General features: G+C 50.3%; 44 protein-coding genes and 1 pseudogene. 6 read left to right on the top strand and 39 right to left on the bottom strand.

Annotated elements, in window-relative coordinates; all coding sequences use genetic code 11:
- The first annotated feature begins 472 nt into the window (after positions 1 to 472).
- Entirely contained in the window at positions 473 to 1,027 is a 555-nt protein-coding gene (locus tag PZBJ_RS11470; RefSeq protein WP_101762576.1) for a gamma carbonic anhydrase family protein, read from the top strand.
- A 9-nt stretch (positions 1,028 to 1,036) separates the two neighbouring features.
- On the opposite strand, the gene aroE is transcribed toward PZBJ_RS11470, so the two are convergent.
- Genes aroE through dprA form a run of 5 tightly spaced genes read right to left on the bottom strand, consistent with a single transcriptional unit; the run spans position 1,037 to position 4,585 of the window.
- Positions 1,037 to 1,858, bottom strand: coding sequence for a shikimate dehydrogenase (aroE, locus tag PZBJ_RS11465; protein WP_101762575.1), 822 nt, complete (start codon positions 1,856 to 1,858; stop codon positions 1,037 to 1,039).
- Positions 1,859 to 1,861: 3 nt separating this feature from the next.
- The gene (gene tsaC / locus PZBJ_RS11460; protein ID WP_101762574.1) at positions 1,862 to 2,437 is read right to left on the bottom strand and encodes an L-threonylcarbamoyladenylate synthase type 1 TsaC; all 576 of its coding nucleotides are present in this window, start codon (positions 2,435 to 2,437) and stop codon (positions 1,862 to 1,864) included.
- Entirely contained in the window at positions 2,434 to 2,988 is a 555-nt protein-coding gene (locus PZBJ_RS11455; RefSeq protein ID WP_101762573.1) for a DNA topoisomerase family protein, read from the bottom strand. The genes tsaC and PZBJ_RS11455 overlap by 4 nt, the downstream gene beginning before the upstream one ends.
- Before the next feature lie 27 nt (positions 2,989 to 3,015).
- The gene (gene smg, locus PZBJ_RS11450) at positions 3,016 to 3,489 is read right to left on the bottom strand and encodes a DUF494 family protein Smg (protein WP_007891699.1); all 474 of its coding nucleotides are present in this window, start codon (positions 3,487 to 3,489) and stop codon (positions 3,016 to 3,018) included.
- Positions 3,461 to 4,585 (bottom strand): DNA-protecting protein DprA, encoded by a 1,125-nt coding sequence (gene dprA / locus PZBJ_RS11445; RefSeq protein WP_101762572.1) that lies wholly within the window; start codon positions 4,583 to 4,585, stop codon positions 3,461 to 3,463. Before dprA ends, smg begins: the two co-directional genes overlap by 29 nt.
- A 115-nt stretch (positions 4,586 to 4,700) precedes the next feature.
- On the opposite strand from dprA, the gene def reads away from it, so the two are divergent.
- The 5 genes from def to mscL all read left to right on the top strand — a co-directional run bounded on the left by def (position 4,701) and on the right by mscL (position 9,443).
- Entirely contained in the window at positions 4,701 to 5,213 is a 513-nt protein-coding gene (def, locus tag PZBJ_RS11440) for a peptide deformylase (RefSeq protein ID WP_008104717.1), read from the top strand.
- A 21-nt stretch (positions 5,214 to 5,234) separates the two neighbouring features.
- On the top strand, positions 5,235 to 6,179 hold the full coding sequence (fmt, locus tag PZBJ_RS11435; RefSeq protein ID WP_101762571.1) for a methionyl-tRNA formyltransferase: 945 nt from the start codon (positions 5,235 to 5,237) through the stop codon (positions 6,177 to 6,179).
- Positions 6,180 to 6,224: 45 nt separating this feature from the next.
- Positions 6,225 to 7,511: a 16S rRNA (cytosine(967)-C(5))-methyltransferase RsmB gene (rsmB, locus tag PZBJ_RS11430; RefSeq protein WP_101762570.1), complete on the top strand. Its 1,287-nt coding sequence runs from the start codon at positions 6,225 to 6,227 to the stop codon at positions 7,509 to 7,511.
- A gap of 31 nt (positions 7,512 to 7,542) precedes the next feature.
- Positions 7,543 to 8,919, top strand: a complete 1,377-nt coding sequence (gene trkA, locus PZBJ_RS11425; RefSeq protein ID WP_007891694.1) for a Trk system potassium transporter TrkA — start codon at positions 7,543 to 7,545, stop codon at positions 8,917 to 8,919.
- A 110-nt stretch (positions 8,920 to 9,029) separates the two neighbouring features.
- Entirely contained in the window at positions 9,030 to 9,443 is a 414-nt protein-coding gene (gene mscL / locus PZBJ_RS11420; protein WP_007891693.1) for a large-conductance mechanosensitive channel protein MscL, read from the top strand.
- Between the two features lie 43 nt (positions 9,444 to 9,486).
- Here mscL and PZBJ_RS11415 read toward each other — a convergent pair.
- From PZBJ_RS11415 to tuf, 34 genes and pseudogenes are all read right to left on the bottom strand, one after another.
- Positions 9,487 to 9,678, bottom strand: a pseudogene (locus PZBJ_RS11415) (alternative ribosome-rescue factor A); the annotation flags it as partial.
- 50 nt (positions 9,679 to 9,728) lie between these two features.
- Entirely contained in the window at positions 9,729 to 10,166 is a 438-nt protein-coding gene (gene zntR, locus PZBJ_RS11410) for a Zn(2+)-responsive transcriptional regulator (protein WP_101762568.1), read from the bottom strand.
- A gap of 1 nt (position 10,167) precedes the next feature.
- Positions 10,168 to 10,539: a DnaJ family domain-containing protein gene (locus PZBJ_RS11405; RefSeq protein WP_101762567.1), complete on the bottom strand. Its 372-nt coding sequence runs from the start codon at positions 10,537 to 10,539 to the stop codon at positions 10,168 to 10,170.
- 113 nt (positions 10,540 to 10,652) lie between these two features.
- Positions 10,653 to 11,039 (bottom strand): 50S ribosomal protein L17, encoded by a 387-nt coding sequence (gene rplQ, locus PZBJ_RS11400; RefSeq protein ID WP_008104728.1) that lies wholly within the window; start codon positions 11,037 to 11,039, stop codon positions 10,653 to 10,655.
- A gap of 40 nt (positions 11,040 to 11,079) precedes the next feature.
- Positions 11,080 to 12,069 carry a DNA-directed RNA polymerase subunit alpha gene (locus tag PZBJ_RS11395; protein ID WP_007891688.1) on the bottom strand — a complete coding sequence of 330 codons (990 nt, stop codon included), beginning with the start codon at positions 12,067 to 12,069 and terminating at the stop codon, positions 11,080 to 11,082.
- A gap of 25 nt (positions 12,070 to 12,094) precedes the next feature.
- The gene (gene rpsD / locus PZBJ_RS11390; protein WP_007891687.1) at positions 12,095 to 12,715 is read right to left on the bottom strand and encodes a 30S ribosomal protein S4; all 621 of its coding nucleotides are present in this window, start codon (positions 12,713 to 12,715) and stop codon (positions 12,095 to 12,097) included.
- 32 nt (positions 12,716 to 12,747) lie between these two features.
- Positions 12,748 to 13,137, bottom strand: coding sequence for a 30S ribosomal protein S11 (rpsK, locus tag PZBJ_RS11385; protein WP_004160563.1), 390 nt, complete (start codon positions 13,135 to 13,137; stop codon positions 12,748 to 12,750).
- Positions 13,138 to 13,153: 16 nt separating this feature from the next.
- A complete protein-coding gene (rpsM, locus tag PZBJ_RS11380) occupies positions 13,154 to 13,510 on the bottom strand; it encodes a 30S ribosomal protein S13 (RefSeq protein ID WP_034830736.1) in 357 nt (118 codons plus the stop codon).
- A gap of 146 nt (positions 13,511 to 13,656) precedes the next feature.
- Positions 13,657 to 13,773 carry a 50S ribosomal protein L36 gene (gene rpmJ, locus PZBJ_RS11375; RefSeq protein ID WP_004160566.1) on the bottom strand — a complete coding sequence of 39 codons (117 nt, stop codon included), beginning with the start codon at positions 13,771 to 13,773 and terminating at the stop codon, positions 13,657 to 13,659.
- 32 nt (positions 13,774 to 13,805) lie between these two features.
- Positions 13,806 to 15,137, bottom strand: coding sequence for a preprotein translocase subunit SecY (secY, locus tag PZBJ_RS11370; RefSeq protein WP_007891686.1), 1,332 nt, complete (start codon positions 15,135 to 15,137; stop codon positions 13,806 to 13,808).
- 7 nt (positions 15,138 to 15,144) lie between these two features.
- Positions 15,145 to 15,579, bottom strand: coding sequence for a 50S ribosomal protein L15 (gene rplO, locus PZBJ_RS11365; protein ID WP_007891684.1), 435 nt, complete (start codon positions 15,577 to 15,579; stop codon positions 15,145 to 15,147).
- A 3-nt stretch (positions 15,580 to 15,582) separates the two neighbouring features.
- Positions 15,583 to 15,762, bottom strand: a complete 180-nt coding sequence (gene rpmD, locus PZBJ_RS11360) for a 50S ribosomal protein L30 (RefSeq protein WP_007891681.1) — start codon at positions 15,760 to 15,762, stop codon at positions 15,583 to 15,585.
- A 5-nt stretch (positions 15,763 to 15,767) separates the two neighbouring features.
- A complete protein-coding gene (gene rpsE, locus PZBJ_RS11355) occupies positions 15,768 to 16,268 on the bottom strand; it encodes a 30S ribosomal protein S5 (protein ID WP_007891679.1) in 501 nt (166 codons plus the stop codon).
- Between the two features lie 14 nt (positions 16,269 to 16,282).
- On the bottom strand, positions 16,283 to 16,636 hold the full coding sequence (gene rplR / locus PZBJ_RS11350) for a 50S ribosomal protein L18 (RefSeq protein ID WP_008104733.1): 354 nt from the start codon (positions 16,634 to 16,636) through the stop codon (positions 16,283 to 16,285).
- A gap of 9 nt (positions 16,637 to 16,645) precedes the next feature.
- Positions 16,646 to 17,179, bottom strand: a complete 534-nt coding sequence (gene rplF / locus PZBJ_RS11345) for a 50S ribosomal protein L6 (RefSeq protein ID WP_008104735.1) — start codon at positions 17,177 to 17,179, stop codon at positions 16,646 to 16,648.
- A 13-nt stretch (positions 17,180 to 17,192) separates the two neighbouring features.
- Positions 17,193 to 17,585 carry a 30S ribosomal protein S8 gene (gene rpsH, locus PZBJ_RS11340; RefSeq protein WP_007891668.1) on the bottom strand — a complete coding sequence of 131 codons (393 nt, stop codon included), beginning with the start codon at positions 17,583 to 17,585 and terminating at the stop codon, positions 17,193 to 17,195.
- Positions 17,586 to 17,617: 32 nt separating this feature from the next.
- On the bottom strand, positions 17,618 to 17,923 hold the full coding sequence (gene rpsN, locus PZBJ_RS11335) for a 30S ribosomal protein S14 (RefSeq protein WP_007891666.1): 306 nt from the start codon (positions 17,921 to 17,923) through the stop codon (positions 17,618 to 17,620).
- Positions 17,924 to 17,937: 14 nt separating this feature from the next.
- Complete coding sequence (gene rplE / locus PZBJ_RS11330; protein ID WP_007891665.1) at positions 17,938 to 18,477, bottom strand: 50S ribosomal protein L5; 540 nt, start codon at positions 18,475 to 18,477, stop codon at positions 17,938 to 17,940.
- 14 nt (positions 18,478 to 18,491) lie between these two features.
- Positions 18,492 to 18,806, bottom strand: coding sequence for a 50S ribosomal protein L24 (gene rplX, locus PZBJ_RS11325; RefSeq protein WP_007891664.1), 315 nt, complete (start codon positions 18,804 to 18,806; stop codon positions 18,492 to 18,494).
- A gap of 10 nt (positions 18,807 to 18,816) precedes the next feature.
- Positions 18,817 to 19,188, bottom strand: a complete 372-nt coding sequence (gene rplN, locus PZBJ_RS11320) for a 50S ribosomal protein L14 (RefSeq protein ID WP_006120590.1) — start codon at positions 19,186 to 19,188, stop codon at positions 18,817 to 18,819.
- A gap of 169 nt (positions 19,189 to 19,357) precedes the next feature.
- Positions 19,358 to 19,612, bottom strand: a complete 255-nt coding sequence (gene rpsQ / locus PZBJ_RS11315; protein ID WP_007891663.1) for a 30S ribosomal protein S17 — start codon at positions 19,610 to 19,612, stop codon at positions 19,358 to 19,360.
- Positions 19,612 to 19,800 carry a 50S ribosomal protein L29 gene (gene rpmC / locus PZBJ_RS11310; protein WP_007891662.1) on the bottom strand — a complete coding sequence of 63 codons (189 nt, stop codon included), beginning with the start codon at positions 19,798 to 19,800 and terminating at the stop codon, positions 19,612 to 19,614. The genes rpsQ and rpmC overlap by 1 nt, the downstream gene beginning before the upstream one ends.
- Positions 19,800 to 20,210 carry a 50S ribosomal protein L16 gene (rplP, locus tag PZBJ_RS11305; RefSeq protein ID WP_015962145.1) on the bottom strand — a complete coding sequence of 137 codons (411 nt, stop codon included), beginning with the start codon at positions 20,208 to 20,210 and terminating at the stop codon, positions 19,800 to 19,802. Before rplP ends, rpmC begins: the two co-directional genes overlap by 1 nt.
- Before the next feature lie 12 nt (positions 20,211 to 20,222).
- Positions 20,223 to 20,921, bottom strand: a complete 699-nt coding sequence (gene rpsC / locus PZBJ_RS11300) for a 30S ribosomal protein S3 (RefSeq protein WP_007891660.1) — start codon at positions 20,919 to 20,921, stop codon at positions 20,223 to 20,225.
- 17 nt (positions 20,922 to 20,938) lie between these two features.
- Positions 20,939 to 21,271: a 50S ribosomal protein L22 gene (gene rplV, locus PZBJ_RS11295; RefSeq protein WP_007891659.1), complete on the bottom strand. Its 333-nt coding sequence runs from the start codon at positions 21,269 to 21,271 to the stop codon at positions 20,939 to 20,941.
- A gap of 13 nt (positions 21,272 to 21,284) precedes the next feature.
- Positions 21,285 to 21,563: a 30S ribosomal protein S19 gene (rpsS, locus tag PZBJ_RS11290; protein ID WP_001138115.1), complete on the bottom strand. Its 279-nt coding sequence runs from the start codon at positions 21,561 to 21,563 to the stop codon at positions 21,285 to 21,287.
- A 16-nt stretch (positions 21,564 to 21,579) separates the two neighbouring features.
- Positions 21,580 to 22,401 carry a 50S ribosomal protein L2 gene (gene rplB, locus PZBJ_RS11285; protein ID WP_007891654.1) on the bottom strand — a complete coding sequence of 274 codons (822 nt, stop codon included), beginning with the start codon at positions 22,399 to 22,401 and terminating at the stop codon, positions 21,580 to 21,582.
- Between the two features lie 17 nt (positions 22,402 to 22,418).
- Positions 22,419 to 22,721: a 50S ribosomal protein L23 gene (gene rplW, locus PZBJ_RS11280; protein ID WP_007891652.1), complete on the bottom strand. Its 303-nt coding sequence runs from the start codon at positions 22,719 to 22,721 to the stop codon at positions 22,419 to 22,421.
- Positions 22,718 to 23,323, bottom strand: coding sequence for a 50S ribosomal protein L4 (gene rplD / locus PZBJ_RS11275; protein WP_007891650.1), 606 nt, complete (start codon positions 23,321 to 23,323; stop codon positions 22,718 to 22,720). Before rplD ends, rplW begins: the two co-directional genes overlap by 4 nt.
- Positions 23,324 to 23,333: 10 nt before the next feature.
- Entirely contained in the window at positions 23,334 to 23,960 is a 627-nt protein-coding gene (rplC, locus tag PZBJ_RS11270) for a 50S ribosomal protein L3 (protein ID WP_008104741.1), read from the bottom strand.
- 32 nt (positions 23,961 to 23,992) lie between these two features.
- Entirely contained in the window at positions 23,993 to 24,304 is a 312-nt protein-coding gene (rpsJ, locus tag PZBJ_RS11265) for a 30S ribosomal protein S10 (RefSeq protein ID WP_006120582.1), read from the bottom strand.
- Positions 24,305 to 24,617: 313 nt separating this feature from the next.
- Positions 24,618 to 25,100 (bottom strand): bacterioferritin, encoded by a 483-nt coding sequence (bfr, locus tag PZBJ_RS11260; RefSeq protein ID WP_101762566.1) that lies wholly within the window; start codon positions 25,098 to 25,100, stop codon positions 24,618 to 24,620.
- 105 nt (positions 25,101 to 25,205) lie between these two features.
- Positions 25,206 to 25,400 (bottom strand): bacterioferritin-associated ferredoxin, encoded by a 195-nt coding sequence (gene bfd, locus PZBJ_RS11255; RefSeq protein WP_101762565.1) that lies wholly within the window; start codon positions 25,398 to 25,400, stop codon positions 25,206 to 25,208.
- Positions 25,401 to 25,578: 178 nt separating this feature from the next.
- Positions 25,579 to 26,435 (bottom strand): elongation factor Tu (gene tuf / locus PZBJ_RS11250; protein WP_101762564.1); only part of this gene is annotated, 857 nt, incomplete at its 5' end.

The raw sequence follows: 26,435 nt of genomic DNA, 5'->3' as shown, positions 1-26,435 counted from the left end.
AGTTCAGCGGTGCTCATCTGTAAAACGTCATAATGAATTTCATTATGTGTTCACTCGTGAGGCTTTGATATTTTTTTGCGTCCGGAGACGCGGATATCAATCCTGCGAGTGCCCACACAGATTGTCTGATAAATTGTTAAAGAGCGTTGCGAACAGCGGCTGAACCGTCTGTCGCGAGGTGGCGTATACTACGCTACTCTCCTTCGGAGTCAAACACTTTTTTCAGCGTTTTCATCCGGCGGGATGAATTTCTTCACTCCCTGCCAAGCCGTCTGCGTTGCCGCTTTGCCGTCTCAGTGGTGGCGCATTATAGGGATCCGAATTTTTTGCACAACCCCTTTTTTCGATCTTTTTAATCGACTGGCGAGTTTTCACTCTTTTCGCTGCGATCGCGAGCGATCCGCTCAAAAATCATCTTGTTTATCCGCCTTTTAAGCCGCAGGCTTGGGTAAAAACGTAAAAGGAGAAGATCATGTCCACAGCCCTACGACCTTATAAGAACCATTTCCCGCAACAAGGCGATCGCGTGATGATCGATAACAGCAGCGTGGTGGTGGGTGAAGTACAACTCGACGATGACGTTAGCATCTGGCCGCTGGTTGCGATTCGTGGTGACGTCAATAAAGTGGTGATAGGCAAAAGAAGCAATATTCAGGATGGCAGCGTACTGCACGTCACTCACAAGTCCAGCAGCAATCCGGAAGGTTATCCGCTGATTGTTGGCGAAGATGTCACGGTAGGGCATAAAGCGATGCTGCACGGCTGTACTATCGGCAATCGCGTACTGGTTGGTATGGGATCCATTCTGCTGGACGGCGTGATCGTTGAAGATGATGTGATGATTGGCGCTGGCAGTTTGGTGCCGCCAGGTAAACGACTGGAGAGCGGCTACCTGTATTTAGGCAGCCCGGTTAAGCAGGTCCGCCCACTCAGTGAAGCGGAAATCGCCGGGCTGCTTTACTCATCCAATAACTATGTCGGTTGGAAGAATGAATATCTCGCTCAGGAAAGCCAATCTCATTCCTGATCGCCAGCCTTACCTCTGCTGCATCGACTGCTTTAGTTTGGCTATCACTGGCGTGATCTCTGGCATCACGCCATGCCATAAATGAAAAGCGTGAGCGGCTTGCCCTACTAACATGCCAACACCATCCGCCAGCTGCTGCGCGCCCTGCTGCTGGCACCACAATAAGAATGGCGTCAAACCTTGTTGATAAAACATGTCATAACACCGCGTTTGCGCATTAATTAGCGATGTGGCTAACGCCGGAACTTTGCCATCAACACCGCTCGAGGTCGCATTAATGATCAGATTAAATTGCTGATCCACTAATTGCTCAAAGCTGGCCGCTTTGATATCCCCGCTATGCTGGAAAATCTCTGCCAGCTGCTCGGCGCGTGCCACGGTGCGATTCACTACCACCAGCGAACATCCGAATGAAAGCAGCGGCAGGATTACGCCACGCGCAGCACCACCGGCGCCCACCAGCAGAATTCGATCGCCTGGATGGATCATCTGCAGTCGTTCCAGATCGCTGAGCAAGCCGATGCCATCGGTGTTATCGCCGAAGATCTTGCCCTGCGCATCTTTCTTTAACGTATTAACCGCACCAGACAATGCCGCACGCTCGCTAAGCTCATCGGCAAATTCCCACGCCTGCTGTTTAAAAGGCAGCGTGACATTGGCACCTTTGCCGCCATGCGCAAAAAAATCGGCGATCGACTGAGGAAAACCCTCAAGTGGCGCGCACTCCTTGCCATATTGATGCTCAATGCCGGTTTGCTCAGCGAACAAGCTATGAATGAAAGGAGATTTGCTATGCGCAATCGGGTGACCAAATACGGCAAAATTTTCCATGCGTTAGCCCTGACGAATAAGTTCACCGCTAATAACGTCGCGGATTTCAGAAGGATTCAGTCGCCCACCCGTTTCAGCATGTAAGACCGTGAACTGCGGACCAAATTGCTTAGCAACCTCTTCCGCATTACGACAAGGCGGTTCGCCGGAAAGATTGGCGCTGGTCGAAACCAGAGGTTTACCAAAACCGCGACACAAAGCCTGTACGTCAGGATGATCGCTAACGCGAATGGCCAGTGAGTCAAAACGCCCCGTTAACCAACGCGGCGTATGTGGCGAAGCTGGCACTACATAGGTTACCGGGCCAGGCCAACTGGCAAACATACGCTCGCGCTGCAGCACAGAGAGTTCACGGTCGGCGATATAAGGTTCCAGCTGCGCGTAATCGGCTGCAATCAAAATGAGTCCCTTCTCGACTGGACGCTGCTTGAGCGCCAAAAGCGCCATTACGGCATTCTCGCTGTCGGGATCGCAGCCCAATCCAAATACGGCTTCGGTTGGATAGGCGATAACTTCCTGTTGCTGTAGCCTCTCAATGCAAAAATCGAGACTACCCGCTGAATACTGGCTTGGCTTCATGATGATGATGCGTCCTGGACAATGGGCTTACCGCAGCGTTTGCTGGCGCAGAAGCGCTTCATGCCTTGTGCGGTTTTCTTCTCTATTAATAAAGGGAACTGGCAATGCGGGCAAACGCCTTCAACCGGCGCTGCGTTAAGGACAAACTGGCAATCTGGATAGCGATCGCAAGAGTAGAAGGTTTTGCCATAGCGCGAGCGCCGCTGTACCAGTTTACCGCTCTGACATTGCGGACAGGCGATAGCTGTTTCATCAGGCTTGTCGATAGTTTCGGTGTAATCACATTCCGGGTAGTGACTGCAACCCACGAACATGCCAAATCGCCCCTGACGCAGAACTTTGTCTGCGCCACACTGGGGGCATGCATGGCCTTCCAGCACTTTAACGACGTGTCCATCTCCCTGACTTTTCAGCGGGCGAATGTAATCGCAGGTTGGATAATTTACACACCCCAGAAAAGGGCCGTGTTTGCCGGAACGTATGACTAATTCTGCCCCGCAAGCGGGGCAGGGATCGTGTTTAGGCACGGAAAATAGTGCTGATTTACTCATATTACCGGTTGCATCAATCGCAAATTATTAATGCAGCATACCTTCATTGACGTCGAATAACAGTTCTTCCATTTGCTGATAGGCGTTTTCACATCCTGGGATGTTAAAAAGCACCATCAACACCACCCATTTGAGATCTTCAAGATCGAATTCGAGGGTATCAAGGGCCATTACGCGTTCGATGACCATCTCGCGCGTTTCCATATTCAGCACCTGGACCTGTTCCAGGAACAAAATAAAACCGCGACATTCTGCATCTAAACGCTGGTTTTCCTCTTCGGTATAGATTCGCATTGAGAGCGGATCGTTTGCCATGAGTACTGGCGCAACCAAGCCTTCCTGATAATCCGCTAACCGCTCAAGCCAATTCAACGCATTGTAGATATCTTCACGATGAAAACCGGCATCGGTTAAATCATCGGTCAATTTATCCTGATCAACGCGCATTTCAGCTTCGTTGTGGATATACGTCTCAAACAAGTACATAAGTACGTCGAACATGGCATGCCCTCCTCAATCGGACATAGCCGCCGGGTACAGCTGCGATCCATCCTGCTAACTCCAGCTCCAGCAGGTGAGCTGCGATAACTGGCACAGGTTGGCCGGCACGTTCAGCGACGACGTCAACAGGTGTAACCTCATCACCTACGTTAGCCAACACAGTTGCAAATGGCAATGGCACATCGTCACTGTGTTGTGAATATATTGTTTCTGAACTGCTATCAGGCAACCATTGCAGCGTTGAATGTAAATCTTCAAGGATATTGTTAGGATGCGCCACCAGCAGCGCGCCTTGCTGGATAAGCCAGTGCGTACCTTCACTACCCGGATTGCCTAGCGCGCCGGGTAATGCATAAACGTTACGATTTTGTTCCAAAGCGTAGCGTGCCGTCACCAGCGAACCGCTTTTTAACGTGGCTTCAACTACCAGTACGCCAAGACTTAAACCACTGATGATGCGATTACGCCGCGGAAAGTTAACCGCATGCGGTGCCGTATCAAGGGGGAATTCCGAGATCAGTGCCCCACCGCCAGCGATGATCTCACGTGCTAACGCTTGATGACTTTTAGGGTAGATATGCTGCAGGCCGCTGCCTAATACTGCAACGGTTTTGCCCTGCACTTCTAACGCGGCCCGATGCGCCACGCCATCGATTCCGCGTGCAAGGCCGCTGGTGATGGTCAATCCACTTAGCGCTAATTGCTGCGTAAACCAGCTTCCCCATTGCTTACCATAATGCGTGCAGTGACGGCTGCCCACGACACCGAGTTGGGGCGTCTGCAAGATGTCCATATTTCCCGCGACATACAGCAATGAGGGACGTCGACTGATTTCCGCTAACGCCGAGGGATAATGTTCGTCGATACAGGTAACTAAATGATGCTGTTCATCCTCCAGCCATAGATGTGTTCGTGCTAACTGGCGTGGACAAAGCTCTTTAAACTGTTGTCGCTGGGTTTCGTTTAATCCCTGATCCAGTAACAGATCGTCATCAACCTGAGCATTATCCTGCAATGCCTCAGCTAAATGTCTGACAACTCCAGAGCTTAAGCCTTTCACATTTGCCAGCCTGAGCATCCATTCAATTCTCTCCATGCTGCACTCCCTGTCAGCCGCGCTATCATGCGGTGCAATGCTGTCAATCAGACATCAAAAAGTCTACAATATGAGGCAGTAATCTTTTCTTCAACGCATACAGATCTGGATATTTATGTCAGTTTTGCAGGTATTACATTTCCCTGATGATCGCCTTCGCAAAATCGCTGCGCCGGTGGCAACCGTAAACGCAGACGTGCAGCGTATTGTCGACGACATGTTTGAAACCATGTACGCCGAAGAAGGTATTGGCTTAGCGGCGACCCAAGTCGATATTCATCAGCGCATCATTGTTATTGATGTTTCTGAAAACCGTGACGAGCGTTTGGTGTTGATTAATCCGGAACTGCTGGAAAAAAGCGGTGAAACCGGTATTGAAGAAGGCTGCCTTTCCATTCCTGAGCAACGTGCTTTTGTGCCGCGCGCAGAGTGGGTCAAAGTGCGTGCGCAGGATCGTGACGGCAAAAGCTTTGAGCTGGAAACCGACGGTCTGCTGGCGATTTGCATCCAGCATGAAATCGATCATCTCGATGGCAAACTTTTCATTGATTATCTGTCGCCACTGAAACGTCAGCGTATCAAACAGAAACTGGAAAAATTGGCCCGCCTAAACGCACGCGAAGATTAAGTGCTCATTGAAGGTTAAACTGTGTCTGCACCGCTCAAAATTATCTTTGCCGGTACACCTGACTTTGCAGCGCGTCATTTAGACGCGCTACTTGCTTCTGAGCATCAGGTTGTTGGCGTCTTTACCCAGCCCGATCGTCCAGCCGGACGCGGCAATAAGCTTACGTCAAGCCCGGTCAAAGTCCTGGCACAGACGCACGATATTCCGGTATTTCAGCCGAAATCCCTGAAGCCTGAAGAGAACCAGCATCTGGTTGACGATCTGCAGGCCGATATCATGGTGGTGGTCGCTTATGGCTTGATCCTGCCAAAAGCCGTGCTGGCGATGCCGCGCCTGGGTTGTATCAATGTGCATGGTTCGCTGCTGCCACGCTGGCGCGGTGCTGCACCCATCCAACGCTCTCTCTGGGCTGGCGATACCGAAACCGGTGTCACCATTATGCAGATGGATGTTGGCCTCGATACCGGCGACATGCTGCATAAACTCTCCTGCCCAATTACGGCTGAAGACACCAGCGCGTCGCTGTATGAGAAGCTGGCGCAACTCGGCCCGCAAGGCATGCTGTTAACGCTGGATCTGCTAGCAAGCGGTAATGCCAGGCCAGAAGTTCAGGATGAAGCGCTGGTCTCTTATGCTGAGAAACTGAGTAAAGAAGAAGCGCGTCTTGATTGGTCACTTTCAGCAGCGCAGTTGGAACGTTGTATTCGTGCCTTCAATCCATGGCCAATGAGCTATTTCATGATTGAAGAGCAACCGGTAAAAGTCTGGCAGGCAACGGTTTTGCCGCATCAGAACAAGCAACCCGGTGAAATCGTCCATGCTGATAAACAAGGCATTCAGATCGCAACGGCCGATGGTGTGCTGAATCTGGTATCGCTGCAACCTGCCGGTAAAAAAGCCATGTCCGCTCAGGACCTGCTCAATTCGCGCCGCGAATGGTTCGTACCTGGAACCGTTCTGGCCTGATCCTCCAAGCCCGGTTTGACCGGGCTTTTTGTTTGATGAAATAACATGAAAAAAGCTACCAACTTGCGCAGCCTGGCCGCGCAACTCATTGAACGCGTTGTGGACAAAGGCGAATCGCTAAGTGCCATTTTGCCAGGCGCGCAAAAGAACCTATCCGATAAAGATGGCGCGCTGCTGCAAGAACTCTGTTTTGGCGTGATGCGCACGCTGCCGCAGCTGGAAGCCTTAATCGGCAAACTGATGGAGCGCACCTTAACCGGTAAGCAGCGAGTGTTGCATTATCTGTTGATGGTTGGCCTCTATCAGCTGCTATATACCCGCGTGCCGGCCCATGCGGCACTGGCAGAAACCGTGGCGGGTGCTGAAGTGCTGAAGCGCACGGCTTTAAAAGGCCTGTTAAATGGCGTGTTGCGCCAGTTCCTGCGCCAGCAAGAAGCGCTGTTAGCCGAAGTCGATCAGGGCTCGCAACGTTACTGGCATCCAGGCTGGTTGCTGAAACGTCTGCAAGCGGCATGGCCAGAACAGTGGCAACAGATTGTTGAAGCTAACAATCAGCGACCGCCGATGTGGCTGCGCGTCAATCGCCAGTATCACAGTCGCGATGCCTGGCTGGCGCTATTGCAGGCAGAAGAGAAAGTTGCTTTTCCTGGCGATGCACAAGATGCATTGCGACTGGAATCACCCGCTCCAGTCAGCCAGCTGCCGGGTTTCGATCAAGGTTGGGTGACGGTGCAGGATCTTTCTGCACAACGTTGCGCACTGCTGCTTGAGCCAAAAGATGGGGAAACTATTCTCGATCTCTGTGCTGCTCCGGGTGGTAAAACCACGCATATCCTCGAAATCGCCCCGCAGGCCAAAGTCTTAGCCGTCGATGTTGACCCGCAACGCCTGCTCCGTGTGCATGAGAACTTACAGCGCATGGGCATGCAGGCCGAAGTGCGTCAGGGCGATGGTCGTACACCGGCAGAATGGTGTGGTGATATGCAGTTTGATCGTATCCTGCTCGATGCGCCCTGCTCTGCCACGGGCGTTATTCGCCGCCATCCAGACATCAAGTGGCTACGTCGCGATCGTGATATTCCTGAGCTGGCGATTCTACAGCGCGAAATACTTGAGGCCGTCTGGCCGCGTCTAAAATCTGGCGGCACGATGATATATGCCACCTGCTCAATATTGCCGGAAGAGAATCACAATCAAATCAGCGCCTTTTTGGCAGCGCACAGCGACGCCGTGGCCGAAACGTTACCACAGGGCCAGGCTAATGGCTGGCAGGTTTTCCCGGCCATCGATGGCGGCGACGGCTTCTTCTACGCTAAGCTGATGAAAAAATAGTGCTGCGCACACTGACAAGAGCATCTAAGCCATGAAAATCATTATCCTCGGCGCCGGCCAAGTCGGCGGAACCCTGGCAGAAAATCTGGTCGGGGAAAATAACGATATTACCGTCGTCGATAGCGATGCGACGCGTTTACGCGTATTGCAGGACAAATTTGATCTGCGCGTCGTGCATGGTCACGGATCACATCCGCGTATTTTGCGTGAAGCCGGTGCTGAAGATGCGGATATGTTGGTGGCGGTAACCAACTCCGATGAAACCAACATGGTGGCTTGTCAGATTGCGTATTCCCTTTTCAATACGCCCAATCGTATCGCGCGTATTCGCGCCGCTGAATACTTACGCGATGCTGAGAAGCTGTTTGTACCTGAAGCCGTACCAATTGATCATCTGATCTCTCCTGAGCAGTTGGTGATCGACAATATCTACCGCCTGATTCAGTATCCTGGCGCACTTCAGGTAGTGAATTTTGCCGAAGGCAAAGTGAGCCTCGCTGTGGTTAAAGCCTATTATGGCGGACCGCTGGTCGGGAATCCTTTGTCGATCATGCGTGAACATATGCCGCATATTGATACGCGAGTCGCGGCGATTTTTCGTCAGGATCGTCCCATTCGTCCCCAGGGTTCTACGATTGTGGAAGCCGGCGATGAAGTGTTCTTTATTGCCGCGAGCCAACACATCCGCGCGGTGATGAGTGAAATGCAGCGTCTGGAAAAACCGTATAAGCGCATCATGTTAGTTGGCGGCGGAAATATCGGCTTTGGATTGGCGCAGCGCCTGGAAAAACAGTACAGCGTGAAGTTGATCGAACGTAATCAACAACGCGCGGCAGAACTGGCAGAACGTTTGCACGATACTATCGTGTTTTACGGTGATGCCTCGGATCAGGAATTGCTGGCCGAAGAGCATGTCGATCAGGTGGATCTCTTCATCGCGGTCACTAACGACGATGAAGCCAATATTATGTCGGCCATGCTGGCTAAGAAAATGGGCGCGAAAAAAGTAATGGTGCTGATCCAGCGACGCGCCTACGTCGATCTTGTTCAAGGCAGCGTGATCGATATTGCGATCTCGCCGCAACAAGCCACGATCTCGGCGCTGCTAAGTCACGTACGTAAAGCCGATATAGTGGGCGTGTCCTCATTGCGTCGCGGTATTGCAGAAGCAATCGAAGCGATCGCACACGGCGATGAAACCACCTCACGCGTGGTTGGGCGTTTAATAGAAGATATTAAGTTGCCGCCGGGAACCATTATCGGTGCTGTGGTGCGCGGTGATGAGGTGATCATCGCCAATGATAATGTGCGCGTCGAACAGGGCGATCACGTAATTATGTTCCTGACGGATAAGAAGTTTGTGCCCGATGTTGAGCGCCTGTTCCAGCCAAGTCCATTCTTCCTGTAAAAGCTGCGGGCGAAAGCCCGCCGTGAAAATTTCGCTTAATCCATTGTTCTAATGGCAATTGCACAAAGGTTTGTTAGACTTTAGCCATTGGCCAAGGCAAGGAGATAACAATGAGTTTATTCAAAGAGTTTCGTGATTTTGCAATGCGCGGGAACGTGGTTGATCTGGCGGTAGGTGTCATCATCGGTGCCGCTTTTGGTAAGATTGTTTCTTCACTGGTCGCCAATATCATCATGCCGCCACTTGGCTTGCTGATTGGTGGCGTCGATTTCAAACAGTTTAAATGGATATTAAAACCGGCAGAAGGTGATATTCCTGCTGTGGTAATGGAGTACGGTAACTTTATTCAGACCGTGTTCGATTTCGTTATTGTTGCCTTCGCGATATTCCTGGCAATTAAAGTAATGAACAAGCTGTATCAGAAAAAAGAAGTTGAGAAAGCGGCACCTAAGCCGACGAATGAAGAGTTACTGCTCACTGAAATCCGTGACCTGTTAAAACAACAAAATCACGATAAATTATAATGAAGAAGCCGCCCAAGTAAGGCGCTTTTTTGTCTTTAAAGAAGAAGGCCAGTGATAAACTTTTCTGCTTATCACTGGCCTCCCAGTTACGTCCTTTGCCATGTTTGTCTTTACGTTGATAGCTGCCCTTTCCTTTCTGATTCTTCTCAATGCGCTGCCTAAACAGTGGATCATGTAATAATGTTTCCAGTGCATTATCGTTGATTTTACCTTTTTGGTGCTGATAGCGAGTCATCTCGTCCTCCGGTTATTAACGGCGCAACTATATTCCTTCCAGCGCAAAATTCAATCCTTACTACAACAAATTTCAGGCTGCGGCTCCTCACCTCTCTCCAGAGCTTCAAGTATTGAACAGCAAGCGCTGCTATGTATGTCGCCGCAGCAGGTTTCAGCTAAACGATGCAATGAACGTTGAATCGTCTGTAGTTCGGCAATCATGCCATTCACTTCATCCAATCTTTTCGCCACAATGGCTTTGGATTCCTGGCAAGTATGATGTTCAGGATCGATGCGGATCGACAATAAACCACGGATTGACTCTAAGCTAAAGCCGAGTTGGCGACCATAACGAATAAAACGCAGCCGCTGTAAATCATCGTCGCTATAAAGACGAAAACCGCCCTCAGTGCGTACCTCATGATTCATCATCTGCTGTTTTTCATAAAAGCGGATGGTGTCTGGCGTCACATCCGCCATTTTTGCCAGCTGGCCAATCCGATACATGCTATTTCTCCCGCTGCAAATGATGATGGATGTTATCGCTATACTCGCCGCGCAAAAATTCGGTACTGATTCCGGCTTGCTGGAGTTTTATTTCTAGCAAAGCTAAGCGTTTCGACAGTTCTCGCGCCTTGCCATCGTCAGGATCCAGTTCGCGTAGCAGATCGTTTACCGCCAATGCTTCTCGACGCATTTCAAGTTCCGGAGGTAAGTAACCAGAATTTTTCAACAGCCGATATGCCGTGCGCAGTTCAACTGGCACTCCGCTGTCATCATCTAGCTGTAAAGGTGCACCTTCGCCGGGCAAATTACTCAGCTCGCCCTTTTCCTGAGCTTCACGTATGTGTTGCTCTACAAGTTGATCAATTAGCCACATAAGGGAGTTCCTGATAGGTGTATCAGCCATCAGCATAGCGAAAGGGGAGTAAATGGAAAGGAATTACGGACAATAAAAAACCCGCCGAAGCGGGTTTTTTACGATACTGCAAATTACTCTGCAGTAGCTTCTGCTTGAGCTTCTGGACGATCAACCAGCTCGATGTAAGCCATCGGAGCGTTGTCACCAGCACGGAAGCCACACTTCAAAATGCGAGTGTAACCACCGGCACGGCTCGCGAAACGCGGGCCCAGCTCGTTAAACAGTTTTGCCACGATCTCGTTATCACGAGTGCGGGCGAATGCCAGACGACGATTAGCTACGCTGTCGGTCTTGGCAAGAGTAATCAGCGGCTCAACTACGCGGCGCAGCTCTTTGGCTTTCGGCAGAGTCGTCTTAATGATCTCATGACGAACCAGAGAACCAGCCATGTTGCGGAACATAGCCTGACGATGGCTGCTGTTGCGGTTCAGTTGACGACCACTCTTACGATGGCGCATGACCTTATCCTTCTCAGTGAAACCTTAACCTGTGATCGGTTTATTCATCAGCAATGCTTGCTGGTGGCCAGTTTTCCAGGCGCATGCCCAGAGACAAACCACGTGAAGCAAGCACATCTTTAATCTCGGTAAGAGATTTTTTACCCAGGTTAGGCGTTTTAAGCAGCTCAACCTCGGTACGCTGTACCAGATCACCGATGTAGTGGATAGCTTCTGCCTTGAGGCAGTTAGCAGAGCGGACAGTCAATTCCAGATCGTCAACAGGGCGCAGCAGGATCGGATCGAATTCTGGTTTCTCTTCTTTTACTTCCGGCTGACGTACATCACGTAAGTCAACGAAAGCTTCCAGTTGTTCTGCCAGGATGGTTGCCGCACGACGAATCGCCTCTTCAGGATCGATTGTGCCGTTGGTTTCCATTTCGATGACCAGCTTGTCCAGGTCGGTACGCTGTTCTACACGCGCTGCTTCAACATTGTAGGCAATACGGTCTACAGGGCTGTAGCAAGCGTCAACCAACAGACGGCCGATTGGGCGCTCATCTTCTTCCGAATGAATTCGGGCAGAAGCCGGCACATAACCACGACCACGCTGAACTTTGATACGCATGCTAATAGATGCGTTTTCATCGGTCAGGTGGCAGATCACATGCTGCGGCTTGACGATTTCAACATCACCGTCGTGGGTGATGTCGGCTGCAGTCACAGGGCCAATGCCAGATTTATTCAAAGTAAGGATGACTTCATCTTTACCTTGAACTCTTACCGCCAACCCTTTCAGGTTAAGCAGGATTTCCAGGATATCTTCCTGTACGCCCTCTTTGGTGGAGTACTCATGAAGCACACCATCAATCTCAACCTCGGTCACCGCGCAACCCGGCATGGAAGAAAGCAGAATACGGCGCAGTGCGTTGCCAAGAGTATGGCCAAAGCCACGCTCTAACGGCTCAAGGGTCACCTTGGCGTGCGTCGAACTCACTTGCTCGATATCTACCAGGCGCGGTTTTAGAAACTCTGTCACAGAACCCTGCATTGTGTCCTCTCTTTGGTACTAAGCTTTACTTAGAGTAAAGCTCGACGATCAGGTGTTCGTTAATGTCCGCAGACAGATCAGTACGTTCAGGAATACGCTTGAACACACCTTCCATCTTAGTAGCATCAACTTCCAGCCAGGTTGGCTTTTCACGCTGCTCAGCCAGCTCCAGAGCGGCCTTCACGCGAGATTGCTGTTTGGCTTTCTCACGGATGCTTACGACATCATTCGGAGATACCTGATAAGAAGCGATGTTAACAACGCGACCGTTCACCAGGATAGATTTATGGCTAACCAGCTGACGTGCTTCTGCACGAGTGGCGCCAAAGCCCATACGGTAAACAACGTTATCCAGACGGCCTTCCAGCAGGGCCAGCAGGTTTTCACCTGTGTTGCCTTTCAGACGTGCTGCTTCTTTATAGTAGTTGCGGAACTGACGCTCCAGCACGCCGTACATACGACGAACTTTCTGCTTTTCACGCAACTGGCCGCCGTAGTCAGACAGACGCGGTTTACGCGCACCATGCTGACCAGGTGGTTGTTCAATTTTGCACTTGGTATCGATCGCGCGAACGCCAGACTTAAGGAATAAGTCGGTACCCTCACGACGGCTCAGCTTGAGCTTAGGACCCAAATATCTTGCCATTTTCTTTCTCCAACTAACCTAAAAACGGGCGATTAAACGCGACGTTTTTTCGGCGGACGACAACCGTTGTGAGGGATTGGAGTCACATCAGTAATATTAGTGATGCGGAAACCAGCAGCGTTCAGAGCACGAATTGTTGATTCGCGTCCTGGACCCGGACCCTTAACCATAACTTCCAGATTCTTAATACCGTAATCTTTCACTGCTTCTGCACAGCGCTCTGCAGCTACCTGAGCAGCAAACGGAGTAGATTTACGTGAACCGCGGAAACCGGAACCACCGGCGGTTGCCCAACCCAGTGCGTTACCCTGACGATCAGTAATTGTAACGATGGTGTTGTTAAAAGATGCATGGACATGAGCCACGCCATCTGAGACTTGTTTTCTTACACGCTTGCGTGCACGAACTGGTGCCTTTGCCATTATTTACTCACCCCGATTATTTCTTGATCGGTTTACGCGGACCCTTACGGGTACGTGCATTGGTCTTAGTACGCTGACCGCGAACTGGCAGACCACGACGATGGCGTAAACCACGATAGCAACCAAGGTCCATCAGACGCTTGATGCTCAGGGTGATTTCACGGCGCAGATCACCTTCAACAACGAATTTACCAACTGCTTCACGCAGCTGTTCAATTTGTTCTTCAGACAGCTCTCTGATCTTAACATTTTCAGCAATACCCGTTGAAGCGCAGATGGCTTTAGAACGAGTTTTACCGATACCGAAAATCGAAGTTAATGCGATAACGGTATGTTTTTGATCAGGAATGTTAATGCCTGCTATACGGGCCACTATGCACTCCTATAATTAAACAAATGCGTCCCATGCTGAAAAGCCCGTTTTCAGGATACTCAAATGGTAACGCATCGACATACAAAAGATTGGCTGGCTAATCTAGCCAGCTCAACCCGACTTTGCAAGAAAAATATGTGACAATATCAGCCTTGGCGCTGTTTATGCTTTGGCTCGGCGCTGCAGATCACACGTACGACACCGTCGCGGCGAATGATTTTGCAGTTACGACATAATTTCTTGACGGAAGCACGAACTTTCATTTTTACTCTCCGTAACTTCTCAAGCACCCGAATTAACGGCCGTAGCCCTTCAGGTTAGCTTTCTTCAATGCAGACTCGTACTGACTCGACATCATCAGAGTTTGCACTTGAGCCATAAAGTCCATGATGACGACCACTACGATGAGCAGCGATGTGCCGCCAAAGTAGAATGGAACTTTCATAGCATCACGCATGAACTCCGGGATCAGGCAGATAAAAGTAATATACAGTGCGCCGATTAAGGTCAGACGTGTCATTACTTTATCGATGTACTTCGCCGTTTGCTCTCCCGGACGAATTCCCGGTACGAATGCACCAGACTTCTTCAGGTTATCTGCTGTTTCACGTGGGTTGAAGACCAACGCCGTGTAGAAGAAACAGAAGAAGATGATTGCAGTCGCATAGAGTAGCACATAAAGCGGCTGTCCTGGTTGCAAATACAGCGAAATTGTTGTCAGCCAGTTCCAACCGGTACCGCCCCCGAACCATGATGCTATGGTCGCCGGGAACAGAATAATGCTGGAAGCAAAAATAGCTGGGATTACGCCCGCCATATTCACTTTCAACGGTAAATGTGTGCTCTGTGCAGCATATACACGACGGCCTTGCTGACGTTTAGCGTAGTTGACCACAATGCGGCGCTGGCCACGCTCGACGAAAATAACAAAGAACGTCACTGCAAATACTAGAACTGCAACCAACAGCAACAGAAGGAAGTGCAGGTCACCTTGCCGCGCTTGCTCGATGGTATGGCCAATGGCCGGCGGGAGTCCCGCAACAATACCTGCGAAGATAATGATCGAGATACCGTTACCGATACCTCGCTCAGTAATCTGTTCGCCCAGCCACATCAGAAACATTGTCCCAGTAACCAGACTTACAACAGCGGTAAAGTAGAATGCAAAGCCTGGATTCATTACCAGCCCCTGCATTCCAGGCATATTCGGTAAACCGGTAGCAATACCGATCGACTGGAATACAGCCAGAACCAGTGTGCCGTAGCGAGTGTACTGGCTAATCTTGCGACGACCAGCTTCACCCTCTTTCTTAATCTCAGCTAACGCTGGATGAACCACCGTCAGCAGCTGGATAATAATAGAAGCCGAAATATACGGCATGATACCCAGAGCGAAGATTGAGGCACGACTGAGAGCACCACCAGAGAACATGTTGAACATTTCAATGATGGTACCACGCTGTTGCTCAAGCAGTTTGGCAAGTACAGTGGCATCGATACCGGGGATTGGAATAAAAGAGCCAATTCGGAAGACAATGAGTGCACCGATTACAAACAACAGTCTGCGCTTCAGTTCACCAAAGCCACCTTTGGCACTTTGAAAATCTAATCCCGGTTGCTTTGCCATCTGCTACTTATTCCTCGATTTTACCGCCAGCAGCTTCGATTGCAGCACGAGCACCTTTGGTGACACGCAGACCGCGAACCGTTACCGGTGCAGAAACTTCACCAGAAAGAATCACTTTCGCGAATTCAATCTGAACACCGATAATATTGGCCGCTTTCAGCGTATTCAGGTCAACAATACCGCCTTCAACTTTCGCCAGATCAGACAGACGAACTTCTGTCGTGATCATTGCTTTGCGAGAGGTGAAACCGAATTTCGGCAGACGACGGTACAGAGGCATCTGGCCACCCTCGAAACCGCGACGTACGCCACCGCCAGAACGAGAGTTCTGCCCTTTGTGACCACGACCACCAGTTTTACCGAGGCCAGAACCGATACCACGACCCAGACGCTTAGAAGCGTGTTTAGACCCTTCGGCCGGAGACAGAGTGTTTAAACGCATCTCTTACTCCTCCACTTTCAGCATGTAGGAAATCGCGTTAATCATACCGCGTACAGCAGGCGTATCTTCACGCTCAACGGTGTGATTGATGCGACGCAGACCCAAGCCAACCAGAGTCGCTTTGTGCTTAGGCAGGCGGCCGATTGAACTGCGGGTTTGTGTAATTTTAATTGTCTTAGCCATCGTGATTACCCCAGAATTTCTTCAACGGATTTACCACGCTTGGCAGCGACCATTTCCGGAGAATTCATATTGCCCAAGCCATCGATAGTTGCACGAACCACGTTAATCGGGTTGGTAGAACCATACGCTTTAGCAAGAACGTTATGTACTCCAGCAACTTCTAAAACGGCGCGCATTGCACCGCCGGCGATGATACCGGTACCTTCAGAAGCTGGCTGCATGAACACACGAGAACCTGTGTGAGCACCTTTAACAGGGTGCTGCAGGGTACCGTGAGTCAGCGCGACGTTAATCATATTGCGACGGGCTTTCTCCATCGCTTTCTGGATCGCTGCTGGAACTTCACGCGCTTTACCGTAACCAAAACCAACGCGGCCGTTACCATCACCCACTACAGTCAGTGCGGTGAAGGAGAAAATACGACCACCTTTTACAGTTTTAGATACACGGTTTACCGCGATCAGTTTTTCCTGCAGTTCGCCAGCTTGTTTCTCGATGTTTGACATCTTAGACCTCTACCTTAGAACTGAAGGCCAGCTTCACGGGCAGCATCTGCCAGTGCCTGGACACGACCATGATATTGGAACCCGGAACGGTCGAAAGAGACATTAGTAATGCCTTTCTCAACAGCGCGCTCAGCCAGAGCTTTACCTACAGCTGCAGCGGCGTCTTTGTTACCGGTATACTTCAGTTGTTCGGCAATAGCTTTTTCTACAGTAGAAGCAGCAACCAGAACTTCGGAACCGTTCGGGGCGATCACCTGTGCGTAGATATGACGCGGGGTACGATGTACCACCAGGCGAGTAGCACCCAGCTCTTTGAGCTTGCGACGTGCACGGGTCGCACGACGGATACGAGCAGATTTCTTATCCATAGTGTTACCTTACTTCTTCTTAGCCTCTTTGGTACGCACGACTTCGTCGGCGTAACGAACACCCTTGCCTTTATAAGGCTCAGGACGACGGTAGGCGCGCAGATCAGCTGCAACCTGACCAATCAGCTGTTTATCTGCGCCTTTCAGCACGATCTCAGTCTGAGTTGGACATTCAGCAGTGATGCCGGCCGGCAGTGCATGGTCAACAGGGTGAGAGAAGCCCAGGGCCAAGCTCACAGAGTTGCCTTTAACAGCTGCACGATAACCAACACCAACCAGTTGCAGCTTCTTGGTGAAGCCTTCGGTAACACCGATAACCATGCCGTTCAGCAGCGCACGAGCAGTACCTGCTTGTGCCCAACCATCCGCATAACCTTCGCGTGGAGCGAAAGTCAGGGCGTTGTCTGCATGCTTAACTTCTACAGCACTGTTGATAGTACGAGTCAGCTCGCCGTTTTTGCCTTTGATCGAAACTTCCTGACCGCTGAGTTTTACCTCTACGCCCGCAGGAACAACGACAGGTGCTTTTGCAACACGAGACATTTTATTCCTCCGATTACGCTACGTAGCAGATAATTTCGCCACCAAGACCAGCTTGGCGCGCTGCACGATCAGTCATGACACCTTTAGAGGTAGAGATTACAGCGATGCCCAGACCAGCCATTACTTTTGGCAGCTCATCTTTTTTCTTATAGATGCGCAGACCTGGACGACTAACACGCTGAATGCTCTCTACCACAGCCTTGCCCTGGAAATACTTTAAAGTAACTTCCAGCTCAGACTTGATATCGCCTTCGATTTTAAAATCTTCAATATAGCCTTCTTCCTTCAGCACGTTGGCAATTGCCACTTTCAGCTTGGAGGAAGGCATAGAGACCGCAACTTTGTTCGCGGCCTGACCGTTACGGATACGGGTCAGCATATCCGCGATCGGATCTTGCATGCTCATCTGTGTTACTCCCGTGATTCAAATGGTGACAATTACCAGCTAGCCTTTTTAAGACCCGGGATTTCACCGCGCATTGCGGCTTCACGGACCTTGATACGGCTCAACCCAAACTTCCGCAAGAAACCGTGCGGACGACCTGTCTGACGGCAGCGGTTACGCTGACGGGAAGGGCTGGAATCACGCGGCAGACTCTGCAGCTTGAGAACGGCATCCCAACGATCTTCGTCGGATGCGTTCACATCAGAAATGATCGCTTTCAGTTCAACGCGCTTGGCGAAGAACTTGTCTGCTAATTTCACACGCTTAACTTCGCGTGCTTTCATCGATTGCTTAGCCATTAAGTAACCCTACCTTACTTGCGGAATGGGAATTCAAAGGCAGCCAGCAGAGCACGGCCTTCATCATCAGATTTCGCAGTAGTGGTAATGGTAATATCCAAACCACGAACGCGATCGACTTTGTCATAATCGATTTCTGGGAAGATGATCTGCTCACGAACGCCCATGCTGTAGTTACCACGACCGTCGAACGACTTAGCAGATAAACCGCGGAAGTCACGAATACGTGGTACAGCAATAGTGATCAGACGCTCAAAGAACTCCCACATACGCTCACCGCGCAGAGTTACTTTACAGCCGATCGGATAGCCCTGACGGATTTTGAAGCCTGCAACTGATTTGCGTGCTTTGGTGATCAGCGGTTTTTGACCGGAGATTGCTGCCAGGTCAGCTGCTGCGTTATCCAGCAGTTTCTTGTCAGCGATCGCTTCACCAACACCCATGTTCAGGGTGATCTTCTCGACCCGAGGGACTTGCATGACAGAATTGTAGCCGAACTCTGTCATGAGTTTCTGGACTACTTCGTCTTTGTAGTAATCATGCAGTTTCGCCATCGTACTACTCCAAATTACTTGATAGTTTCGCTATTAGACTTGAAGAAACGGACTTTTTTGCCGTCTTCGAATCTAAAGCCTACACGGTCAGCCTTGCCGGTTGCCGCATTGAAGAGTGCAACGTTGGAAGCTTGAATAGCCGCTTCTTTTTCAACGATGCCACCTGGCTGGTTCAGGGCCGGAACCGGCTTCTGATGTTTCTTAACCAGGTTGATACCTTCAACGATGACTTTACCAGAAGTCAGGACGTTCTTTACTTTACCGCGTTTACCTTTGTCTTTGCCGGTAAGCACGATAACTTCGTCGTTACGACGGATTTTCGCTGCCATTGCTCGCTCCTTAGAGTACTTCTGGTGCCAGAGAGATAATTTTCATGAACTTTTCAGTACGAAGTTCACGAGTTACCGGCCCAAAAATACGCGTACCGATAGGTTGCTCGCTGTTATTGTTTAAAATAACGCATGCATTACCATCGAAGCGAATGACAGAACCGTCCGGGCGACGAACACCCTTCCTGGTGCGCACCACTACCGCTTTCAGGACATCACCTTTTTTCACCTTGCCACGAGGAATTGCTTCCTTGATGGTCACTTTGATGATATCGCCGACGCCTGCGTAGCGACGGTGCGAGCCACCCAGAACCTTGATACACATTACGCGACGTGCACCGGAGTTGTCGGCGACGTTCAGCATAGTCTGTTCTTGGATCATTTTAGTGCTCCGCTAATGTCAACTACTACTTCGGGACCCAAACCTCAGGTCGTTAAAAAGCCCCATAATTGAGGGCGCGGCATTATAACACCGGTTCTCGCACATGGGTAGAAAAAACGAACGGCTCAGACGAGCCGTTCGTTTTATTTTTTAGAGGAAACGGATTCTATTACAGAACCGCTTTCTCTACAACGCGAACCAGCGTCCAAGACTTAGTCTTGGACAGCGGACGGGTTTCGCGGATTTCAACCACGTCACCAATACCGCATTCATTGTTCTCGTCATGGATGTGCAGCTTAGTCGTACGCTTGATGAATTTACCGTAGATCGGGTGTTTCACGACACGTTCGATAGCAACAACTGCAGATTTCTGCATTTTGTCACTAATAACACGACCCTGCAGAGTACGGATTTTATCGGTCATTACGCCGCCTTCTCAGTCAGTAAAGTCTTAACACGTGCAACATTACGGCGAACTTCTTTCAGCAGATGGGTTTGCTGAAGTTGGCCGGATGCTGCTTGCATGCGCAGGTTAAACTGCTCACGCAGCAGGTTAAGTAGCTCAGTGTTCAGCTCTTCAACGCTTTTTTCACGCAGCTCATTTGCTTTCATTACATCACCGTCTTAGTAACAAAGGTGGTTTTGATAGGCAGTTTTGCTGCTGCCAGCTTGAAGGCTTCACGGGCCAATTCTTCCGAAACTCCGTCCATTTCATACAGGACTTTACCCGGTTGAATGAGGGCAACCCAATACTCCACGTTACCCTTACCTTTACCCATACGCACTTCCAGCGGCTTCTCGGTAATTGGTTTGTCCGGGAATACACGGATCCAAATTTTACCTTGACGCTTAACTGCACGGGTCATAGCACGACGTGCTGCTTCGATCTGACGAGCAGTCAGACGACCACGGCCAACAGCTTTCAGACCGAAAGTACCGAAGCTGACATCCGTACCTTGCGCCAGACCACGGTTGCGGCCTTTGTGCACTTTACGGAATTTCGTACGCTTTGGTTGTAACATCAGCGACTCTCCTTACTTACGGCCTTTACGCTGCTGCTTTTTAGGTTGAGCAGCCGGTTCCGGTTGTTCAACAGCAGCCATACCACCCAGGATCTCGCCTTTGAAGATCCATACCTTAACGCCGATTACACCATAAGTGGTGTGCGCTTCAGAGGTGTTGTAGTCAATGTCTGCACGCAGTGTGTGCAACGGTACGCGACCTTCACGGTACCATTCGGTACGTGCGATCTCGGCACCGCCCAAACGGCCGCTGACTTCGACTTTAATACCCTTCGCGCCCAGACGCATTGCGTTCTGTACAGCACGCTTCATAGCACGACGGAACATCACACGACGCTCCAGCTGTGAAGTGATGCTATCAGCAACCAATTTAGCGTCCAGTTCCGGCTTACGGACTTCGGCGATGTTGATCTGTGCAGGAACGCCAGCGATTTTCGCGACGACCGTACGCAGTTTTTCTACGTCTTCACCTTTTTTACCGATAACGATACCCGGGCGAGCAGTGTGAATAGTCACACGGATGCTCTTAGCCGGACGCTCGATAACGATACGAGATACAGACGCTTTAGACAGTTCCTTGGTCAGGAACTGACGGACTTTAAAATCGCTGTCCAGGTTGTCAGCGAATTCTTTGGTGTTCGCAAACCAGGTAGAGTTCCATGGTTTTACAATACCCAGGCGAATACCATTAGGATGTACTTTCTGACCCATTGCTAGTCTCCAGAGTCTCAGCGATCGGACACAACCACAGTAATGTGGCTGGTGCGCTTCAGGATGCGATCTGCACGACCTTTCGCACGCGGCATAATGCGCTTCATGCTTGGGCCTTCGTCTACGAAGATTTTCGCGACTTTCAGATCGTCGATATCAGCGCCATCGTTGTGTTCGGCGTTCGCAATGGCAGATTCCAGGACTTTCTTAACCAACACAGCAGCTTTCTTGTTGGTGTAGGTCAGAATATCCAGAGCCTGCGACACTTTCTTACCGCGAATCAGGTCTGCCACCAGGCGAACCTTCTGAGCAGAAGAACGAGCATGGCGATGTTGAGCAATAGTTTCCATCTCTTCCTCCTACTTATTTCTTCTTGGCTTTCTTATCTGCAGCATGGCCGCGATAAGTACGTGTCGGTGCAAATTCACCCAGTTTGTGGCCGACCATTTCGTCGGAAACAAAGACAGGAACGTGCTGACGACCATTATGGACAGCGATGGTCAAACCGATCATGTTAGGGAAGATCGTTGAACGACGGGACCAAGTGCGCAGGGGCTTCTTGTCACCGCTTTCCACCGCTTTCTCTACCTTCTTCAGCAAGTGCAGGTCAATAAAAGGACCTTTCTTGAGAGAACGTGGCATGGCTTATCCTCTAAAATTATTTGCTACGGCGACGTACGATAAATTTATCAGTACGCTTGTTGCTACGGGTCTTCTTACCTTTGGTCTGAACGCCCCACGGAGTTACCGGGTGCTTACCAAAGTTACGACCTTCACCACCACCGTGCGGGTGATCGACTGGGTTCATCGCAGTACCGCGAACGGTAGGACGAACACCACGCCAACGGGTTGCACCAGCTTTACCCAGTACGCGCAGCATGTGCTCAGAGTTGCCGACTTCGCCAAGAGTTGCACGACATTCGGATTCAACTTTGCGCATTTCGCCTGAACGTAGACGCAGGGTAACGTAGGAACCTTCACGCGCTACGATCTGCACGTAAGTACCAGCTGAGCGAGCAATCTGACCGCCTTTGCCTGGTTTCATTTCTACGTTATGAACGGTAGAACCCACCGGGATGTTACGCATCGGCAGGGTGTTACCTGCTTTAATCGCAGCATCAACGCCAGATTGAATCTGATCGCCGGCTTTCAGGCCTTTAGGGGCCAGGATGTAACGGCGCTCGCCATCTTTGTACAGAACCAGTGCGATGTTCGCAGAACGGTTCGGATCGTACTCAAGACGCTCAACAACTGCTGGGATACCATCTTTGTTGCGTTTGAAGTCAACAATACGGTAAGCCTGCTTGTGACCACCACCGATATGACGGGTAGTGATACGACCATTGTTGTTACGACCACCGGATTTGCTGTTTTTTTCTACCAGCGGAGCAAATGGTTTGCCCTTGTGCAGCTCTGGGTTCACCACTTTAACTACGTGGCGACGACCCGGAGATGTCGGTTTACATTTAACAACTGCCATTGTCTTTCTCCTCCGACTTACTCAGCGCCGCCGACGAAGTCCAGATTCTGGCCTTCCTTCAGGGTGACGTAAGCTTTTTTCCAGTCGCTACGACGACCGATACGCTGTCCGTGACGCTTAACTTTCCCTTTAACTACCAGGGTGTTTACGTCTTTAACTTCCACTTCGAACAGCTTCTCAACAGCAGCAACGATCTCTGCTTTGGTCGCGTCTTTAGCAACTTTGAGAACGATGGTATTGGTTTTTTCCATCGCAGTAGATGCTTTTTCTGATACGTGCGGTGCACGCACTACTTTCAGCAGACGTTCTTCACGGATCATGCCAGCATCTCCTCAACTTGCTTAACTGCTTCCGCAGTCATAACGACTTTGTCGAAGGCGATCAGGCTAACTGGGTCGATGCCCGCTGCATCACGCACGTCAACCTTGTACAGGTTACGCGCAGCCAGGAACAGATTCTCATCCAGTTCACCGGTGATGATCAGCACATCTTGCAGCGCCATGTCTTTCAGTTTCTGTACCAGCAGCTTAGTTTTAGGCGCTTCTACAGAGAACGTCTCGACAACGATCAGACGGTCCTGACGTACCAGCTCGGACAGAATGCTTTTCAGCGCGCCGCGGTACATCTTTTTGTTAACTTTTTGACTGTGGTCCTGTGGACGTGCAGCGAAGGTTACGCCACCTGAACGCCAGATCGGGCTCTTTACAGAACCTGAACGCGCACGGCCGGTACCTTTCTGGCGCCAAGGCTTTTTGCCTGAACCAGTAACTTCAGCACGAGTCTTCTGCGCACGAGTACCCTGACGAGCACCAGCAGCATAAGCAACAACAACCTGGTGAACCAGCGCTTCGTTGAAATCACGACCGAAGGTAGTTTCGGAAACAGTCAGCGCGCTCTGCGCGTCTTTCAGTACTAATTCCATTGCTATCCCCTTACGCCTTCACAGCTGGTTTAACAATCAGATCGCACCCAGTTGCACCCGGGACGCCACCTTTGACCAGCAGCAGGTTGCGCTCAGCGTCAACACGTACTACTTCCAGGCTCTGAACGGTTACGCGCTCATTACCCAGCTGACCAGCCATTTTCTTGCCTTTGAACACTTTGCCCGGAGTCTGGTTCTGACCGATAGAACCCGGAACGCGGTGTGACAAGGAGTTACCGTGTGTAGCATCCTGGGTACGGAAGTTCCAGCGCTTAACGGTACCTGCGAAACCTTTACCTTTAGAGGTACCGGTCACGTCTACTTTTTTAACGTCAGCGAAAATTTCAACACTGATGCTCTGGCCAACAGAGAAATCTTCACCTTCGGTGCGGAATTCCCACAGACCACGGCCAGCGTCAACGCCAGCTTTAGCAAAATGACCTGCTTCAGGCTTGCTCACACGGCTTGCTTTTTTAGCACCGGTGGTAACCTGAATAGCTTGGTAACCATCGTTGTCCAGGCCTTTGACCTGAGTAACGCGGTTCGCTTCAACTTCGATAACGGTTACTGGGATTGAAACGCCATCTTCAGTGAAGATGCGGGTCATACCCACTTTTTTACCGACTAAACCAATCATTGTATCAACCTCTCAATCGCTCGATGACCTGATTAACCCAGGCTGATCTGCACGTCAACACCGGCAGCCAGGTCCAGACGCATCAGAGCATCAACGGTTTTTTCAGTTGGCTCAACGATGTCTACCAGACGCTTGTGAGTGCGGATTTCGTACTGATCACGCGCGTCTTTGTTAACGTGCGGAGAGATCAGAACGGTAAAACGCTCTTTGCGGGTTGGCAGCGGGATCGGACCACGTACCTGCGCACCAGTGCGCTTGGCAGTCTCAACGATTTCCGCGGTTGATTGATCGATCAGGCGATGATCAAACGCTTTAAGACGGATACGGATTCTTTGGTTCGACATGAGACCAAGGCTCCAAACATTTTATAAACGAAAAGAATTACTACCCGCATCCATTACGATTGATGGAGGAGTGTAATCGTTCAGCATATAACTCCCCAATTGGGAGTATTGTTAGGCGATACATAAACAGCTATCCCCTGCGATTCTGCTCGAATCGCGCCACACCAATATCGGCAGGCCCGCGCATTATACGTAAATCAGTTCAGGAAGCAACCCGTGTTGTGTTTTTAACCACATCAATCTGGTTACAGACCGAAAAAAACCCGCAGCAATCGTTTTGACTGAGCGGGCTTGCGTGACGATGGGCATATGGCTAATGTTCGTTCTGATCTTTTAATTGAGACTGAAGATAATTTTGCAGGCCGAGTTTGTTCACCAGATCGAGTTCCGTTTCCAGCCAGTCTATGTGCCCTTCCTCTTCCGTAAGAATCTCAATCATCATGTCTCTGCTGACGTAGTCATGAACCTTGTCGGCATAGGCTATCGCCTCACGCAAATCCTTTGCGCCTTCCAGTTCTAATGCCAGGTCAGATTGCAGCATTTCCGGCACGTCTTCACCGATGCGTAATCGACCTAGATCTTGCAGGTTAGGAATTCCTTCAAGAAAAAGAATGCGTTCGATGTATTTGTCCGCATGTTTCATTTCATCGATTGACTCATGATACTCAACGTCATTGAGCCGGGTCAGACCCCAATTTTTGAACATACGCGCATGAAGGAAGTACTGATTAATCGCAACCAGTTCATTCCCCAGCAATTTGTTGAGATGAAATATGATTTTACTGTCGCCCTTCATTTTTGCTTCCTCCGCTTCCAACTAAATAGAGCGTAGATGCGGATGAAAGGAAGTCAAAAAAACGCGACAGTTATTGTGGGTATTAGGAAGTGCAAAATTACTTTATTAAGCTATCTCTTTGTAGAGCGGCACGTTTTGCAGTTCATCTTCCATAATTTCACGCGCAAACCGCAAGCACTTGCCACATTGCTTTCCAATGGGAACCAACTGGCGCAATTGTTGAATCGATTTGGGTTGATAGCGGCGAACCACTTCGCGCAGAGTTTTATCACTCACGGCATTACACAAGCAGACGTACATTTACTGCGGACTCCCGTACAATTTATGATCAAATTGTAAATGAGAATGGTTTTTATTTCAAACGCAGCTTTTATGTGGGATTAATCGAAACGGCAAAATTCAGACATAAAAAAAGAGCACCGAAGTGCTCTTTTTCATGCTGCGATGACTGCCGAAACAGCCATCGACATTAACGCAATTAAGCGATAATTTCAGCAACAACACCCGCACCAACAGTACGGCCGCCTTCACGGATTGCAAAACGCAGACCCTGATCCATAGCGATTGGCTTGATCAAAGTAACGGTCATTTTTACGTTGTCGCCTGGCATTACCATCTCAACGCCTTCTGGCAGTTGAACGTCACCGGTCACGTCAGTAGTACGGAAGTAGAACTGAGGACGGTAGCCTTTGAAGAACGGAGTATGGCGGCCGCCTTCATCTTTAGACAGAACGTAAACTTCTGAAGTGAACTGGGTATGTGGCTTGATTGAACCCGGCTTAGCCAGAACCTGGCCACGCTCGATGTCTTCACGCTTGATACCACGCAGCAGAACACCACAGTTCTCGCCTGCCTGACCCTGATCCAGCAGTTTGCGGAACATTTCAACACCAGTACAGGTTGATTTCACAGTGTCTTTAAGGCCAACAACTTCAACTTCGTCGCCCACTTTAACGATACCGCGCTCAACACGACCGGTAACAACGGTACCACGGCCAGAGATTGAGAATACGTCTTCGATTGGCAGCAGGAACGGCTTGTCGATTGCACGTACTGGCTCTGGGATGTAAGTATCCAGGTGCTCAGCCAGCTCAATGATCTTAGCTTCCCACTCAGCGTCGCCTTCCAGCGCTTTCAGAGCAGAACCACGTACGATTGGAGTGTCGTCGCCTGGGAAGTCATATGCTGACAGCAGGTCACGTACTTCCATCTCTACCAGTTCCAGCAGCTCTTCATCATCAACCATGTCGCACTTGTTCAGGAACACGATGATGTAAGGAACGCCAACCTGACGACCCAGCAGGATGTGCTCACGGGTCTGTGGCATTGGGCCAT

The sequence above is a fragment of the Pantoea endophytica genome (assembly GCF_002858935.1).
Taxonomy (GTDB): domain Bacteria; phylum Pseudomonadota; class Gammaproteobacteria; order Enterobacterales; family Enterobacteriaceae; genus Pantoea; species Pantoea leporis.
Note: the sequence above shows the minus strand (reverse complement) of the source record. Positions and strands in the feature narration are given on the sequence as shown.